Origin of the sequence: Pseudomonas fragi (genome assembly GCF_900105835.1) — a bacterium.
GTDB lineage: Bacteria > Pseudomonadota > Gammaproteobacteria > Pseudomonadales > Pseudomonadaceae > Aquipseudomonas > Aquipseudomonas fragi.
The window spans coordinates 1,139,538-1,154,591 of sequence record NZ_LT629783.1 but is presented as its reverse complement, the minus strand read 5'-3'; the positions used below and the strand labels follow the sequence as shown (position 1 = coordinate 1,154,591).

The 15,054-nt window shown below is 60.9% G+C and carries 14 protein-coding genes and 1 tRNA gene; 6 read left to right on the top strand and 9 right to left on the bottom strand.

From position 1 onward, the window contains the following. Window positions 1–22 precede the first annotated feature (22 nt). Window positions 23–325 (top strand): Dabb family protein, encoded by a 303-nt coding sequence (locus BLU25_RS04995; protein WP_016781285.1) that lies wholly within the window; start codon window positions 23–25, stop codon window positions 323–325. Window positions 326–423: 98 nt separating this feature from the next. After that, window positions 424–1,998, top strand: coding sequence for a tannase/feruloyl esterase family alpha/beta hydrolase (locus BLU25_RS04990; protein ID WP_016781284.1), 1,575 nt, complete (start codon window positions 424–426; stop codon window positions 1,996–1,998). 62 nt (window positions 1,999–2,060) lie between these two features. Here the strand turns inward: BLU25_RS04990 and dusA are convergent, their stop codons facing one another. Together dusA and BLU25_RS04980 are read right to left on the bottom strand one after the other, a co-directional pair. Beyond that, entirely contained in the window at window positions 2,061–3,071 is a 1,011-nt protein-coding gene (gene dusA / locus BLU25_RS04985) for a tRNA dihydrouridine(20/20a) synthase DusA (RefSeq protein ID WP_029611466.1), read from the bottom strand. 476 nt (window positions 3,072–3,547) lie between these two features. Then, window positions 3,548–3,835 (bottom strand): hypothetical protein, encoded by a 288-nt coding sequence (locus BLU25_RS04980; RefSeq protein WP_016781282.1) that lies wholly within the window; start codon window positions 3,833–3,835, stop codon window positions 3,548–3,550. A gap of 511 nt (window positions 3,836–4,346) precedes the next feature. On the opposite strand from BLU25_RS04980, the gene BLU25_RS04975 reads away from it, so the two are divergent. Further along, window positions 4,347–4,859: a hypothetical protein gene (locus BLU25_RS04975; protein ID WP_197676920.1), complete on the top strand. Its 513-nt coding sequence runs from the start codon at window positions 4,347–4,349 to the stop codon at window positions 4,857–4,859. A gap of 260 nt (window positions 4,860–5,119) precedes the next feature. Beyond that, a tRNA-Gln gene (locus BLU25_RS04970) sits at window positions 5,120–5,194 on the top strand. Window positions 5,195–5,358: 164 nt separating this feature from the next. Here the strand turns inward: BLU25_RS04970 and BLU25_RS04965 are convergent. Both BLU25_RS04965 and BLU25_RS04960 read right to left on the bottom strand, forming a co-directional pair. After that, window positions 5,359–6,207, bottom strand: a complete 849-nt coding sequence (locus tag BLU25_RS04965; RefSeq protein WP_016781280.1) for a GNAT family N-acetyltransferase — start codon at window positions 6,205–6,207, stop codon at window positions 5,359–5,361. A 53-nt stretch (window positions 6,208–6,260) separates the two neighbouring features. Next, window positions 6,261–6,974 (bottom strand): murein L,D-transpeptidase catalytic domain family protein, encoded by a 714-nt coding sequence (locus BLU25_RS04960; protein ID WP_016781279.1) that lies wholly within the window; start codon window positions 6,972–6,974, stop codon window positions 6,261–6,263. A gap of 132 nt (window positions 6,975–7,106) precedes the next feature. Here BLU25_RS04960 and BLU25_RS04955 point away from each other — a divergent pair, with 132 nt between their 5' ends. Both BLU25_RS04955 and BLU25_RS04950 read left to right on the top strand, forming a co-directional pair. Beyond that, entirely contained in the window at window positions 7,107–8,666 is a 1,560-nt protein-coding gene (locus BLU25_RS04955) for a L,D-transpeptidase family protein (protein ID WP_016781278.1), read from the top strand. Window positions 8,667–8,925: 259 nt separating this feature from the next. Beyond that, entirely contained in the window at window positions 8,926–10,008 is a 1,083-nt protein-coding gene (locus tag BLU25_RS04950; RefSeq protein ID WP_016781277.1) for an NAD(P)H-dependent flavin oxidoreductase, read from the top strand. Here the strand turns inward: BLU25_RS04950 and BLU25_RS04945 are convergent. The 5 genes from BLU25_RS04945 to BLU25_RS04925 all read right to left on the bottom strand — a co-directional run bounded on the left by BLU25_RS04945 (window position 9,981) and on the right by BLU25_RS04925 (window position 15,052). Further along, window positions 9,981–11,294: an MFS transporter gene (locus BLU25_RS04945; RefSeq protein WP_083369550.1), complete on the bottom strand. Its 1,314-nt coding sequence runs from the start codon at window positions 11,292–11,294 to the stop codon at window positions 9,981–9,983. The two genes, BLU25_RS04950 and BLU25_RS04945, sit on opposite strands and share 28 nt — an antisense overlap. A gap of 71 nt (window positions 11,295–11,365) precedes the next feature. Further along, the gene (dmpG, locus tag BLU25_RS04940; protein WP_016781275.1) at window positions 11,366–12,388 is read right to left on the bottom strand and encodes a 4-hydroxy-2-oxovalerate aldolase; all 1,023 of its coding nucleotides are present in this window, start codon (window positions 12,386–12,388) and stop codon (window positions 11,366–11,368) included. Window positions 12,389–12,398: 10 nt separating this feature from the next. Continuing rightward, a complete protein-coding gene (locus tag BLU25_RS04935) occupies window positions 12,399–13,328 on the bottom strand; it encodes an acetaldehyde dehydrogenase (acetylating) (RefSeq protein ID WP_016781274.1) in 930 nt (309 codons plus the stop codon). A gap of 21 nt (window positions 13,329–13,349) precedes the next feature. After that, window positions 13,350–14,141, bottom strand: coding sequence for a fumarylacetoacetate hydrolase family protein (locus tag BLU25_RS04930; RefSeq protein ID WP_016781273.1), 792 nt, complete (start codon window positions 14,139–14,141; stop codon window positions 13,350–13,352). Window positions 14,142–14,278: 137 nt separating this feature from the next. Next, entirely contained in the window at window positions 14,279–15,052 is a 774-nt protein-coding gene (locus BLU25_RS04925; protein ID WP_016781272.1) for a glucose 1-dehydrogenase, read from the bottom strand. Between the last annotated feature and the right edge of the window lie 2 nt (window positions 15,053–15,054).

Genomic DNA, 15,054 nt, shown 5'->3' with positions numbered 1-15,054 from the left:
ATGACACCGCAGGGAGACTGCAATGATCAAACATATTGTGATGTGGAACCTTGCAGGGGACACGCTGGAAAGGAATCGGCAGGCCTGCCTGCTGCTCAAAGAGCGTTTCGAAGGCCTTGCCGGGTTGATACCGGGGCTGCTGAAAATAGAGGTCGGGGTTGATGTCAGCCGCATCGACTATGCCTGTGATGTCGTGCTCTACAGCGAGTTCGACTCGCATGAGGCCTTGGCTGCTTATGCCACCCACCCCGAGCACTTGCGGGTACGTCGGGAACTGGGCGATTCGCGGATTGCCAGGCATCAGGTGGACTATGTCGTGCCTTGAACTTCTTCACGATGCAACTAAGGTCGTGGTGGCGCAATCATTGATCGGTTGCGCCCGGCATCTGTTCTCGAGCGTGATTCAACGGCAGGGATACCCCAATGAAACCAAACAGCTCAACGCCCCGCGGGGCTATTGCCCTGGGTCTGCTGGCCCTGGCAATGGCCTCGGCGGCCCGTGCCGAAGATGCCTGCAGTGCCCTGGCCGCCAGGGCCTTGCCCGATGCGACCATCACCGAGGCCCGGGTCATTGCCGCGGGGCAGTACTCCATGCCGCAGAACCCGCTGACGCGGCTGGCCAGTTTCTCAGGCATGAACCCGGCAGGGCGCGCCGCCATCGGGCCCAACCCGGCCTTTTGCAAGGTGGCGGCCACGCTTGCGCCCAGCAGCGATTCAGACATCAAGATCGAAGTGTGGTTGCCGCTCAAGGGCTGGAACGGCAAGTTGCTCGGTGTGGGCAGCTTTGGCTGGGGCGGGGCGATGATGTACCCGGCCATGCTCTCCGGGCTTGAGCAGGGCTACGCCACGGTGGCCACTGATACCGGTCACGACAGCAGCACAGAAGAGGGCCAGGGCGGACGGTTCGCTCTCGGCCACACGGAGAAATTGATCGACTATGCCTGGCGTGCTGACCACTTGATGACGGTGCATGCCAAGGATCTGGTCAAGGCTTACTATGGCAAGCCGGCCAGCCGCGCGTACTGGGTTGGCTGCTCGCTGGGTGGCCTTGAAGGCCTGATCGAAGCCGGGCGCTTTCCCGATGACTACGATGGCATCGTCGCCGGTGCGCCGCCCAATCCGCTGGTCAAGTTCAATGCCGCCCAGCTCTGGCCCGGCTGGCTGCTGGGGCGCAACCGTGACCTGAACATGACTAAAGCCAAGTTCGAGATGATCAGCCAGGCCGCACTTAAGGCCTGCGCCTCACCGATTGGCCTCAAGCAGGGGTTTATCGACGACCCGCAGCACTGTGACTTCGAACCCGAACAATTGCTGTGCAAGCAAGACGAGACGGCCGACTGCCTGACAGCGGGGCAGGTCGAACTGATGAAACAGCTCTATCGGGGCCCGATCAACCCGCGAACCCAGGAGGTGATTTTCCCCGGCGTGGCCAAGGGCAATGAACGCCTGCTAGGTGATTTTGTCGATGGCAAAGCGTTCCCGGTGGCATTGGACCTGTTCAAGTACGCGGCTTTCCAGGACCCGGACTGGGACTGGACGACCCTTGACTGGGACAAGACCGTGAACGAGGCCGTGAGCAAGCTCGGGCCGCTGTTGCATGTAGGTAGCGACCTTGCGCCGTTTTTCGACCGGGGAGCCAAGCTGCTGTTGTATGTGGGCTGGAATGACTTTCATAACGGCCAGGAACTGATCGACTACTACCAGTCGCTGCTGCGCGACTCGGGCCCTGCGGCGCAGGCTTCGGCACGCCTGTTCCTGATCCCGGGCATGGGCCATTGCTATGGCGGGGCGGGCTGCGACACTTTCGACAAGCTGGCCACTATCGACAATTGGGTGGAGCACGGCGTGGCGCCGCAGCGCATCGTTGCATCAAAAGTTGAAGATGGCGAGGTCGTGCGTACACGTCCCCTGTGCGCCTGGCCGCAGGTGGCCCGTTATGTGGGCAAGGGCGATGTAGAAGATGCCGGCAGTTATGCCTGCGTCGATGCAACTCGATAGTAAAACCAGTGGCCTGCAGGCAATAACCATGCAGGCCAACAGAGCGGCCCGGCGCCTGGTATTTAGCGGCCTTCCAGCAATTCCCCGGCCTGATCCAGCAATGCTAGCGGGTCCTTGGCCTTATGGATATCCACCGACAGCAACTGACGGAAACGTCGGGCGCCAGGGAACCCCTGGCCCAGCCCAAGAATATGCCGCGTGATGTGGTGCATTGAACCACCCGCAGCCAAATGTGCAGCGATATAAGGGCGCAACAGAGCCAGCGCGTGTGCCCGCGAAATGACAGGCGCAGAACTGCCAAACAGGCGTTGATCGACCTCGGCCAGGATATACGGGTTGTGATAGGCCTCGCGGCCGAGCATCACACCATCGAACACCTGCAAATGTTCCTCGCATTGATCAAGGGTCTTGATCCCGCCGTTGAGAATGATCTCCAGTTCAGGGAAATCGGTTTTCAACTGTGCGGCGATGTCATAGCGCAGGGGAGGGATATCGCGATTCTCTTTTGGCGACAGCCCTTCGAGAATGGCGATACGCGCATGCACAGTAAAACTGGTGCAACCGGCATCACGGACCGTACCGACGAAATCGCACAACTGTGCATAGCTGTCGCGGCCGTTGATGCCGATACGATGCTTGACCGTGACCGGGATAGAGACTGCATCGCGCATGGCCTTGACACAATCGGCTACCAGCGCCGGGTGTGCCATCAGGCAAGCGCCGATCATATTGTTCTGCACTCGATCGCTGGGGCAGCCGACATTCAGGTTCACTTCGTCATAACCTGCTTGCTGAGCCATGCGTGCGCAAACGGCCAGGTCAGCCGGAACACTCCCGCCAAGTTGCAAGGCCAGCGGGTGCTCAGCCTCGTCATGACGTAAAAAGCGGTCGGCATCACCATTGATCAGCGCACCCGTGGTGACCATTTCGGTGTACAGCAAGGCGTTCTTGGAGAGCAGGCGCAGGAAGAAACGGCAATGGCGGTCGGTCCAGTCCATCATAGGCGCCACACTAAAGCGCCTGGACACCGCAGAGCCTTTGTTTACGGGGGTTGTAGCTGATTTTTCTAGCATTTTGCTCTACGTGTTTTAGGCGTGTTTTAGGGGGTAAAAGGGCGTTTTTTAGGGTGGGTGGTAATAAAATGTACCACCTGAAAACTGACGTGTACCACTTTTACTATGGTTACGATCAGATCCAGAAAACTCGCCGACGGCACGGTACGTTATACCGCGCAGATCCGTGTGAAGTGTGAAGGGGCGCAAGTGTATCAAGAGAGCCAGATTTTCGCCCAAAAACAGACAGCCCAAGCCCGGCGCCATCGAGCGGGCCAATCGCGTTGGGGCGATGGTCAAGGTAATGATCGACCGCGACGTGCTTGAAATGGCCAGGGTCGCTACTTGGGCAGCACCAAACAGTCAGCCAGACGCTGGTGGAATAAGGGCTCAGGGGGGCTGGCTGAATAGAACACTCGGGGCATCATCCGGGCAAAAGCCGAACGCCCCAGTATGGGCGCATTTACGCAACGCTATAGGGGCCACAGGTTAGCGATTCAGATTTTTTTCTCTTGTCTTATTCCGGCATAAGACCAGCCCAAGAAGAAGCAAATGACGATGGCGACACCCATACCCATAAAGAATATCAAGGGCGATTGTTCGGCAATGGACTGTTTGCCTTCGTAAGTTGCTTGAATAATCTGTATGGCAGCAATAAATGCCAAGCCACTGAAGGCACATGCCTTAAGGAGTTTTCTGGGGTTCGACGGCTGCTTGGCAGTATGAAAAAAAAAGCCGAGCAAAATCGATGCAATGATCAAGATGAGAATTAAAAGTAGCATCATGGATGATTCTCTGGCCGAGTTGAAACGCCTGGTCTGGAGGCTAGTGCAGCCCTGTAGCCCTGTCCAGTGACTAACGGCAGGCGCAGCGTCTGTTGAAGCCTGTAGTTTGGCGATGGCTTGTAACCATTATCAGCACCCTCCATGGGGTCGCTGGTCAGGCAGTTGTCTCGCAATTGATGCTCGCCGTAAATTTTGTGCCTGTCGGTGTTGCCTGCGAGTCATTGTCCATGCCTTACATAAGGGCTGTGGTGGTTGAGCGCTTGACTGGATGAGTTGTTAAGGTCGTGCCCTGCAGCCGGTTGTGTTGTTCAACAGGCCATAAGATCAATCTGCTTTGCCATTCACACCAGGACCGTTTACTGAAACAATCGACCGTTTGGCCAAGGAGGCATGCAAGATGATTGTGGTGGTTGAAGGGATCAGTGCCGCAGGTAAAACCACCTGGTGCAATCAGGCCGCATCAGCCAGCCTGTTGCCGGAGTCATTTCCTGCGGATCGAATGAGCCAGCCTGTGCAGGACGAGCAGGTAGCAGCCTATTGGACCCGCTGGAATGCCAAGCGCTGGAGTGATGCGTGCGCGATTGAGCAGTTGTACGCGGTGGCCGTCTGCGACACCGATCCGTTGAAGCTGCATTACAGCTGGTGTCTTTGGCAAGTTGGGCAGGGCACTGAGGCGCAGTGGCAACTCGCTTGGCAGGCAGCTCGCCGTGCGGTCGCCGCGCAGCAGCTGGGTTTTGCCGACCTTTATTTGGTCAAGGCTATCGACGCCGCGACAGCGCGCCAGCACATGGCGGGCGACCCAGGCCGTACACGCAAAAATTTCGAGTTGCACCTGAGTCTGCAAGCACCACTGCTGGATTGGTACCGTGCAATCGAGCAGGTGTTTCCTGGGCGGGTGCTCTGGCATCTGCCGCTTGACTTCAAGATCCCGCAAACCTCTGCCAATACCCGCAGGTATGATCTGCGGGCATTTGATGCGCTTTTGGATGCTCTGCCCAGGCCTGCCTTTGACCTGGCCCGCTAGGCCGGCTGCGACAGGGGAGCGTCATGGGGCAATCTCGCAGGCGCTGGCAAAGCCCGTAAAAACGGGACTTTCTGCCCGTGAGTACCACTAAGTAGCTGTTTTTGAATAAATTTATTTAAAAAGTGCTTCCCATATCCTGAGAGTGCGGGTATATTTGCGCTCGTTCTCACAGCGAACCCTTACAGGTTCAGCGCGATTGGCAACATTCGCAGGCTGCAAGAATCGATAAGTGAATGCCAGGCATTCATCGCAACATCTACAGGGGCGTCGCCAAGCGGTAAGGCAGCAGGTTTTGATCCTGCCATGCGTTGGTTCAAATCCAGCCGCCCCTGCCATATTCCAGATCTTGTCCAGCATCGGGCAAGCATCTTCAAGTTCAGCGTTAACGCCATATGGCCTGACGCACTCCCGCCAGTCACCCATATCTCTGTTTTATCCCATAGTTTTTTGACCTGCCCTGACGGTTTATCGCCGGATCAGTCCTGTGGGCTCTTGCCGATCAACCCATTGCTTGCGAAACCAGTGCGTACTGGCGAACACCGCCAGCAGGTTGCGGGGGCGTGCCGAGGGCCATTTGGGTGACGCAGTCTACTGGCTCAAGGCCGGCCAGCGTCAGCCATTCACTCAGGCCGCTGTCCTGCGGTACATCGATTCGCACAAACTGGCCGGGGATCCGGGCGAGCAGGGTAGCGATCAGATATTTGGCTTGCTCAAGGTTTTCAGCGATGACCGGGCCAATGCAATGACCTCGACCGGCACGGCGCAACAGCGCCAAGGCCTGTAACTGACCGTCACGTTCGATGCCTGCCGTGTGCTCCAGCGTGTCGTGCAACTGCGCAAAGATGGCGCTGCGCTCCAGTGCGCTGCCTGCATTGGCCAGAGCAAGTTGTCGGGCCTGGTCTGACAGGCCGAGAGCACGGCAATGCTCGGCTTCGGGCAAGGCCTGGAGTTCTACGGCATGCGCCGGGCCCTGGCGTTGCTCGATGATACCGAATTCGACAAAGCCCTGGCTCAGATACAGGGGGGCGCCGGCGACGGAGGCATTGAGGATGGCAATGCCTGGCTTGCAGGCTTCAAGTGCCTGTTCCATCAACCGGCGGCCAATGCCCCGGCCCTGAAAGTCGGGGTTGACCACCACCAGGCCTATGGTTGCAAACGCGCCCTGGGGGCAGGCAAATGCCGTACCGATCAATTGATCATCGACGCAGGCCACAAATCCTTTGAAAGTACGCTGCAACAGGCTCCAGTCTTCGAGGCTATGGGGCCAGTTCAGTTGCGCGGACAGCCCATGAGCCGCGGGCAAATCGGCCGGGCTCATGGGGCGGTAAGTGCAGGGCTGTGCGCACATGGTGTAACTCCTTGAACAGGTGTGCGCTATCTAGCGGCATTAACGCCGAGCTTTCAACCCCCGATCCTGGCCGAGACGATACTTGCCACCTGGCGTGGCTGGCAGTTGAGGTAAGCCGAGGATTGCAGCCACTGCTGGTCAGGGTACCAGGCGAACATGAACTGGCCATTCTTGAGTTTGTCGACCACCTGACGCGCCACTTGCGGGCGTACCGCCGGGCAACCCAGGCTGCGGCCGATGCGACCCTGGGTCTTGCTCCACAGGGGGTTCACATAATTGGCCGGGTGGATCACGATGGCCCGTTCGCGGGCCAGATCGTTGATCCCCGGTTCCAGGCCGTCCATGCGCAACGAGTAGCCGTGGCTGCCGATATAGCTTTCGCGGGTGCTGAACAGGCCCAGGCTGGACTGGTTGCTGCCATCGGCGTTGGAGAAGCTGGTGGCAAAATTTTCCCCGGATTTTTTCCCGTGGGCGACGAGATCACGCAGAACCAACGTCTTGCGGTTGAGGTCAAAGATCCAGAGACGGCGCGCAGTCGAAGGCTCCGAGTAATCGATCACGGCCAGGTGCCGGGCTTGCTTGGCGCCGTTGTTGACCGCGCACTGCATGGCGCTCAGGGCACTTTTGAGGGCTTGCGGGTTGAGTTCGGGGGCGGCGTGGCTAAGTTTGTTGAGCAGGACGGGATTGGCGGTGGCTGCGTATGCAGTGCTACAGGTTGCACTCAGCGCAATGGCTGCAAGACAAAAGCGACGTAAAAAGATCAGCATGGTTCGTGTGTTCTCGAAGGTAGTCTGGCCAGCACCCTGCGCCGATAACTTGGCGCGCCTGTATTAACTGCTAGCCTGTGGGTTTGCCGTGACGGCCGATTCAGTTCATGGCCATTAATTGGAGTAAAGCAGTTGTTCAAAAAACGCGCATTTTACTTGAGCATTGCCTTACTGACTGCGCCACTGGTCGCTGTAGCCGATCCCCTACAGGCGGGCGCCGAAAACCCGGTGCAACAGGCGCTCAACCAACTGCCCCAGGCCTGTCCAAGTTTGGCTACACACATCAGTCAGCCGATGCAGCAACTGCTGCAGGGCTTTTATCAGGGCCAGGGCGATCAGCCGGTGTGGTCGGTCAATGGCCGCCTGGGTGCCCTGCAAGCGGCGCTGACGCAACTGGCCGACGACGGCCTTGATCCCGGTAACTACAAGGTGCCTGCCGGGCATGACCTGTGTGCCGACATCGAAACCAGCCAGCACTACCTGCAGGCCTTGCAGGATCTGCACTATGGCCGTCTGCAACAGTCGCGCTTCGAGCCGGTCTGGCATGCCAGTGAAGTGCCACAAGATCGTCAGGCCTGGACTCTGGCCTTGGCCGGCCCGGGTCTGAACGATGTCCCTCGGGCCTTTGCCCAGGCGCGCCCGCAAAATGAGCTGTACCAGAATTTGCGCAAGGTTTATGCGCGTCTGCGCCAGCAACCGCTGCCACAATGGCAGTCGCTGGCCAGCGGCCCCTTGCTGCGCCCTGGCATGCAGGATGCGCGGGTGCCGGACCTGGCCCGGCGACTGGTCAGCGAAGGCTATCTGAACCACATGCCGACGACTGTCGATCACCATTACAGCAATGAGCTGGTGGCTGCGGTGAAGAGCTTTCAGCTTGATCACTCACTGCAGGCCGACGGCGTTATCGGCGCCGGCACCTTGAAGGAACTGAACGTCAGCCCCCGTGACCGGCGCGAACAACTGCGCATCAACCTGGAGCGTTTTCGCTGGATCGCCCAGGATCTGGAGCCTGACAGCCTGCTGGTCAACGTACCCGCCGCCCAATTGACCGTGTACCAGAACGGTGTGCCGGTGTGGCAGACCCGTACCCAGGTGGGCCGTGCCGAGCGCCAGACCCCGTTGCTCAAGTCCCGGGTCAATCGCCTGACCCTCAACCCGACCTGGACCATCCCGCCGACCATCTTTCGCGAAGACAAACTGCCGCAGATTCGACGCGACCCTACCTTCCTCAGCCGCCAGGATTTGCAGATCGTCGACAGCAACGGCCAGCCGCTGGCGGCGCAGGATATCGACTGGGACCGCCCGGGCAACATCCTCCTGCGCCAGGGGGCCGGGCCAAGAAACCCGCTGGGCAAAATTGCCATCCGCTTTCCCAATCCGTTCTCGGTGTACCTGCACGACACGCCCAGCCAAGCCCTGTTCAGCAAGGCGCCGCGCGCGTTCAGCTCGGGGTGCGTGCGGGTCGAAGCGGTATTCCAGTTGCGCGACCTGCTGGTGACACCTGCCGAAAAAGTACGCAGTGAAGAGCTGTTGAGCACCGGCTTGACCCATGAGTTCAGGCTGTCCAAGCCGACGCCGATCCTGATGACCTACTGGACGGCCCAGGCGAACAAGGACGGCAAGGTGACCTATGCGCCGGATATCTATAATCATGACCCGGCACTGATTTCGGCATTGGCGGGCAAAAAATAATTCGGCAATTGCACATTTTCGTAGCAGCTGACGAGCGGAGCGAGGCTGCGTTCGGCGGCGCAGCCGTCGTGAAATCAGGCACCACGGTATGTCAGCTGCAATCTGCACTCAGGCATTACGACGGCTGCGTCGGGGTGCCGCATCACGCCGAACGCAGCCTCGCTCCGCTCGTCAGCTGCTACATAATCCCGGGCAACTTGCTTCAGCCGCAGCCGAGCCCCTAGTATCCAGCTCCCGATTGTCGACCGTGAGAGCCCTCATGAGCTGCTGGCCCGATTCGCGCTTCACCGATCTGCTGGGCATTGCCCACCCCCTGATCCAGGCACCGATGCTGGGCGCTGGCGCCGATATCATGATCGGCGTCGCAAAGGCCGGAGGGCTGGGTTCCCTGGCCTGTGCCACGTTGAGTCTTGATGCCATTCGCAGCGAGGTAGCCGCTTTTCGTGCGGTCTGCGACCAGCCGCTTAACCTGAACTTCTTTTGCCACCAGCCCCCGGAGTACGACGAGGCCGCTATCGAGCAGTGGAAGTCGCTGTTCAAGCCATACTACAGCGAACTCGGCGCCGACTATGACGCGCCGACCCCGGTATCCAGCCGCGCGCCATTCGATGACGCCACCTGCGCCCTCGTCGAGGAACTGCGCCCCGAAGTGGTGAGCTTTCATTTCGCCCTGCCGGCGCCGGAGTTTGTGGCCAGGGTCAAGGCCAGCGGGGCCAAGGTGCTCAGTTCGGCCACGACGGTTGACGAGGCGCAATGGCTGGAGCACCACGGCTGTGACGCGATTATCGCTATGGGTTACGAAGCGGGCGGGCATCGGGCGATGTTCCTGCACCGCGAACTGACCACGCAAATCGGCACCTTTGCCCTGGTGCCGCAAATTGTCGATGCCGTGTCGGTGCCGGTGATCGCCGCAGGCGGTATCGCCGATGCACGCGGTATTGCGGCGGCGTTTGCCCTGGGTGCCAGTGCAGTGCAAATCGGCACCGCCTACCTGTTTTGCCCCGAGGCAAAACTGGCCAAGGCTCATCACCGCGCGTTACGCGAGGCGAGCGCCAGTGACACCGCGCTGACCAACCTGTTTACCGGGCGGCCAGCACGGGGCATCGTCAATCGGGTGATGCGCGAACTGGGCCCGATCAATCCCCAGGCGCCAGCCTTTCCGTTGGCGGGGGGTGTGCTGCTGCCGCTCAAGGCCAAATCCGCAGCTGACAGCGGCGACTTTATCAACCTCTGGGCCGGCCAGGGTTTCCCCCTGAGCCCCGGGCGCACCGCCGAACTGTCGTCCTTTGAGCTGACACGCCAGTTTGTCGAGGACTATACCGCCCGTTCTGCATGCATATAGCGGTTTTGCCCGGCATGGCTGGCGGTGCGAATCAGCAGCATGATCGCACCTGCCACCGGCAGGCTCACCAGCAGCAATGCATAACGCAGCGATTCAATACCGAACGCCGGCTGCAGGGCATCGCTGAGTAAACCGGCCAGCAATGGCCCCAGGCCTATTCCCAGCAGGGTCGAAATAATGGTCTGCAAAGCCATCGCCGTACCCCGGCGGTTGGCCGGGACCAACTGGGTGATCAGGTTGAATGACGGCGCCACCCACCACACCGAAAAAAAGCTGTAGAGCGCGCACAGCAGCATCGCACTGGGTACCGGCACGCCGGCCACATGCAGCCAGACCGTGTTTGGCCATAGCAGGTACGCGAACAGTGCACTGAGTGCCGTGACATGCCCGATCACCGGAATACCGACTTGCCAGTGCGGGTTGCGCCGGGTCAGGTGGTCGCTCAACCAGCCGCTGAACAAGGCGCCGATCCCGGCAAAGCCGCCACAGATAAACCCCGCCAGCAGCCCTGCATGTTGCAGTGACAAACCGTGGGAGCGCACCAGAAAACTGGTGTTCCACATGCCGATCGCATACGAGCCCAGGGTGGTCAGGCCGCCTGCCATGACCAGGCAGCGGTAGGCGGGCAGGGCCCAGAGTTTGCGCGCTTCCTTGCCCAGGCTCTGCAACGGGTGGGCCGCATGGGCGCTGGCCAGGTCCCAGCGGCCCCGCGCCGGGTCCTTTGCCACAAAGGCCAGCAGCGTGGAGAACAACAGTGCTGGCAGGCCGATCGCGATAAATGCGGTGCGCCAGCCATACTGTTCGACCACCCAGGCGCCCAGGCTCAGGCCGATCACCGCAGAGAAGGTCGGTGCCGCAGTGAAGCAACTGATGGCAAACGAACGGCGATGGGGCGGGTACAGGTCGGCAATGATCGACATCGAGGTCGAGGTGGTCGGCGACTCGCTCACCGCCACGGCCATGCGTGCCAGGGCGAGCATCCAGAAACTCACTGCCAGCCCGCACAGCAGGGTGGCCACGGCCCACAGTAAACAGGCGATCGCCAGCAAGCGGGTGCGTACCATACGGTCGGCCAGGCGCCCGGCGGGCAAGGCCAGCAGGGCAAAGACCGCGGCAAAGGCCAGGCCGGAAATCAGCCCCATTGCCGTGTCACTGACGCCGAATTCGGCTTTGATCGGCTCAATCATCACGGCCAGAATCTGGCGCCCGACAAAATTGTCGGCAAACACCGCCGCCAGCAATAACAGCAAAGCATGGCTGCGCCAGCCGACATGAGCGTTGGACATGGTGGGTTTCCTGTCAGATAAAAACGCCGAAGGCGCTGACCCGGTCAGCGCCTTCGGCAAGGTGCGATGCCTCAGGCCCGCTGGCGCGCCAGGGTCATGGCAGTGTCTTCGATCATGTCTTCCTGGCCGCCCACCATGCCGCGACGGCCCATCTCCACGAGGATTTCCCGGGCCGGCACGCCGTACTTTTTCTCGGCGCGCTTGGCAAACAGCAGGAACGAGCCGTACACCCCGGCGTAGCCCATGGTCAGGGCGTCGCGGTCGCTGCGGATCGGGAAGTCCATGATCGGCACCACCAGATCCTCGGCCACGTCCTGAATGCCGAACACACTGACCCCGGTTTCAATGCCCATGCGGTCACACACCGCCACCAGGATTTCCATCGGCGTATTGCCCGCACCGGCACCCAGCCCGGCAGCCGCAGCATCAATGCGCGTGGCGCCGGCTTCGATGGCCGCGATGGAGTTGGACACGCCCATCGACAGGTTGTGATGGCCGTGAAAGCCGATCTCGGTATCCGGGTGCAGGGCTGCACGCAGGGCCGCGACCCGTGCCTGGATATCGTGGGGCAGCATGTAGCCTGCTGAGTCAGTGAGGTATACGCAGTTGGCGCCGAAGCTCTCCATCAACTTGCCCTGTTTGACCAGGCCCTCGGGGCTGTTCATATGGGCCATCATCAGAAACCCCACGGTGTCCATGCCCAGCTTGCGCGCATAGGAAATATGCTGCTCGGACACGTCGGCTTCGGTGCAATGGGTCGCCACGCGAATGGTGTTGACCCCCAGCTCGTAAGCCATTTGCAGATGGTCCACCGTGCCGATGCCGGGCAGCAGCAGGGCCGAGACCCTGGCCTGCTTGAGCATCGGAATCACCGCCGACAGGTACTGCTCATCGGTGTGCGCCGGGAAGCCGTAGTTCACCGAACTGCCGCCCAGGCCATCGCCGTGGGTGACTTCGATCAGGGGCACGCCCGCAGCATCGAGGCCGCAGGCAATGTCTTTCATCTGCTGCAGGGTGATCTGGTGACGCTTGGGGTGCATGCCGTCGCGCAGGCACATGTCATGCACGGTAATTTTTTTGCCGCGAAGATCCATGATCGGCTCCTTAAGCGAGGGCAGGTTGAGGGGCGGATGCCTTGAGTTGCAGCTCGCCCTTGAGGATTTCCTCGGCGAACATCTCGGCGGTGCGCGCAGCGGCGGCGGTCATGATGTCCAGGTTGCCGGCGTACTTGGGCAGGTAGTCGCCGAGGCCTTCGACCTCCATGAAAATCGATACCCGGTTGCCGTCGAACACCGGGCCGTTGACCAGCTTGTAGCCCGGCACATACTGCTGCACCTGCTCGATCATGGTGGCGATGGCGAGGCTGATCGCGGCTTGATCCGGCTCGGTTTCAGTCAGGCAATGCACGGTATCGCGCATGATCAGCGGCGGCTCGGCGGGGTTGACGATAATGATCGCCTTGCCCTTTTTCGCTCCGCCTACCTGTTCGATGGCACTGGCCGTGGTACGGGTGAATTCGTCGATATTCTTGCGCGTGCCCGGGCCCACCGATTTGGACGCGGCAGTGGCGACGATTTCGGCGTAAGCCACCGGCTGTACGCTGGACACGGCCGCCACCAGCGGAATGGTGGCCTGGCCGCCGCAGGTGACCATATTGACGTTCATCGCGCCGCGCTTGAGGTTGGCCTTGAGGTTGACCGGCGGTACGCAATACGGGCCAATGGCGGCGGGCGTCAGGTCGATCATCAGCACGCCCAGCTCGTTGAGCTTGCGGCTGTTTTCAGCATGCACATAAGCCGAGGTGGCATCGAAGGCGATCTGGATATTGTCTGCCAGCACATGGGGCAACAGGCCGTCGACCCCGTCACTGGTGGTCTTGAGGCCCATTTCGCGGGCGCGGCTCAGGCCTTCGGAGGTGGCGTCGATGCCCACCATCCATACCGGTTCCAGCACCTCGCTGCGCAGCAATTTGTAGAGCAGGTCGGTGCCGATATTGCCCGGCCCGATCAGGGCGCATTTTATCTTTTTGCTCATGGGAAAGGTCTCGAACGGGAGTTAGGGCACAAAGCGCAGGCGGGCAGAGCCCAGGCCGCTGAGGGTCAGGCTGACCTCATCGCCGGGTTGCACCGGCACCAGCGGCGCCAGGGCGCCGGAGAGGATGATTTCGCCCTTGCGAAACGGAATATCGAACTTGCCCAGGGTATTGGCCAGCCAGGCCACGGCCTCGCAGGGGTGGCCCTGTACTGCCGAGCCAAAGCCATGACCGGCGGGCTGGCCGTTTTTCAGCAGATGCAGCTCGACTTTGGCCAGGTCCAGTTCGCGTGGGTTGATGCGTTGTTCACCCAGGGCGAATACGCCGCAGGAAGCGTTGTCGGCCACGGTGTCCTGAATGCGGATTTTCCAGTCGGCAATGCGCGAGTCGACAATCTCGAAGCACGGCACCACCCATTGGCTGGCAGCCATCACGTCTTCGGCGGTGATGCCGGGGCCGTGCAGGTCTTCGCCGAGGATAAAGGCGATCTCGCCTTCGGCCCGTGGCTGCACCAACTGGTGGGCGGCAAAGCTGACGTCGCTGTTGTCGGCGACCTGCATGCGGTCAGTCAAGAAACCGAAATCGGGCTGGTGCACATCGAGCATTTCCTGCACGGCACGGCTGGTAACGCCGATTTTTTTGCCGACCACTTGCTCGCCCAGCGCCTGGCGGCGCTGTAAAAAGCGCAGGGAAATCCGGTAGGCAGTGTCCAGGCTCAAGTCCGGGTAGCGGGCGGTCAATGGCTGCAGGCTGCGGCGTTCACGCAGGGCGTGAAACAGCTCGTCGCCCAGGGCTTCAATCAACTGTGTGTCCATAAATTGGCTCTCTTAAACGCCAGAAAACGCTTTGTGGGAGCGGGCTTGCTCGCGATGCAGGCGGTGAGGTCTTTCAGGCAGACCGCGTTGATTCCATCGCGAGCAAGCCCGCTCCCACCGTTTTTGTGTCCGGTGGCTCAACCCGGCCAGACGCTCGATTCGGCGCCGCCGTCCACTTCCAGGATCTTGCCGGTGACCCAGCGCGACGCCGGGCTGGCCAGGTACAGTGCCGCAGCGGCGATGTCTTCCACTTCGCCCAGGCTTTGCAGCGGCGTGGCCTTGATCATGCCGTCGCGCATGGCCACCGGCAGTACGCCATTGAGGGCGGCAGTCAGCACCGGGCCAGGGGCAATGCCGTTGACCCGCACCTGCGGCGCAAAGTCCTGGGCCAGCAGGCGGGTCATATGGCTCAACGCGGCCTTGGCAGTGCCGTAGGCGCTGAACTGGGTTTGCGCATAACGCGCCGCCCCCGAGGTGATATTGATGATGTTGCCCTGGCCCGCCTCGCGCATGTGCGGCACGCACAGCTGGCTCAGGTGGTAGGCCGAGGACACGTTGAAACGCATGATTTCCTCAAAACGCTCCACGCTCAGGGTCAAGGGGTCATTGGGCCCGGCGCCGCCTGCGTTGTTCACCAGGTGGGTGATACGGCCCATCTGCTCGCGGGCCTGGGTGACCAGAGCGCTGCGCTGTTCGCTGTCATTTACGTCGCAGCTCAAGGCCAGGGCCCGGCGGCCCAGGGCGCGTACTTCTTCGGCCACGGCTTCGACGTCGGCCAGGGTGCGGGCCGCCAGGACCACATCGGCACCGGCTTCAGCGTAGGCCAGGGCGATGCCGCGGCCAATGCCGCGACCGCCGCCGGTGATCACGGCCACGCAGCCGCTGAGGTTGAAGCGTTGAATAATGTTCATAA

Coding starts and splice junctions, on each gene's coding strand:
- BLU25_RS04995 (WP_016781285.1), top strand. CDS start 23: ATGATCAAACATATTGTGATGTGGAACCTTGCAGGGGACACGCTGGAA.
- BLU25_RS04990 (WP_016781284.1), top strand. CDS start 424: ATGAAACCAAACAGCTCAACGCCCCGCGGGGCTATTGCCCTGGGTCTG.
- dusA (WP_029611466.1), bottom strand. CDS start 3,071: ATGCTAGAAAAATCAGCTACAACCCCCGTAAACAAAGGCTCTGCGGTG.
- BLU25_RS04980 (WP_016781282.1), bottom strand. CDS start 3,835: ATGATGCTACTTTTAATTCTCATCTTGATCATTGCATCGATTTTGCTC.
- BLU25_RS04965 (WP_016781280.1), bottom strand. CDS start 6,207: ATGTGCGCACAGCCCTGCACTTACCGCCCCATGAGCCCGGCCGATTTG.
- BLU25_RS04960 (WP_016781279.1), bottom strand. CDS start 6,974: ATGCTGATCTTTTTACGTCGCTTTTGTCTTGCAGCCATTGCGCTGAGT.
- BLU25_RS04950 (WP_016781277.1), top strand. CDS start 8,926: ATGAGCTGCTGGCCCGATTCGCGCTTCACCGATCTGCTGGGCATTGCC.
- BLU25_RS04945 (WP_083369550.1), bottom strand. CDS start 11,294: ATGTCCAACGCTCATGTCGGCTGGCGCAGCCATGCTTTGCTGTTATTG.
- dmpG (WP_016781275.1), bottom strand. CDS start 12,388: ATGGATCTTCGCGGCAAAAAAATTACCGTGCATGACATGTGCCTGCGC.
- BLU25_RS04935 (WP_016781274.1), bottom strand. CDS start 13,328: ATGAGCAAAAAGATAAAATGCGCCCTGATCGGGCCGGGCAATATCGGC.
- BLU25_RS04930 (WP_016781273.1), bottom strand. CDS start 14,141: ATGGACACACAGTTGATTGAAGCCCTGGGCGACGAGCTGTTTCACGCC.
- BLU25_RS04925 (WP_016781272.1), bottom strand. CDS start 15,052: ATGAACATTATTCAACGCTTCAACCTCAGCGGCTGCGTGGCCGTGATC.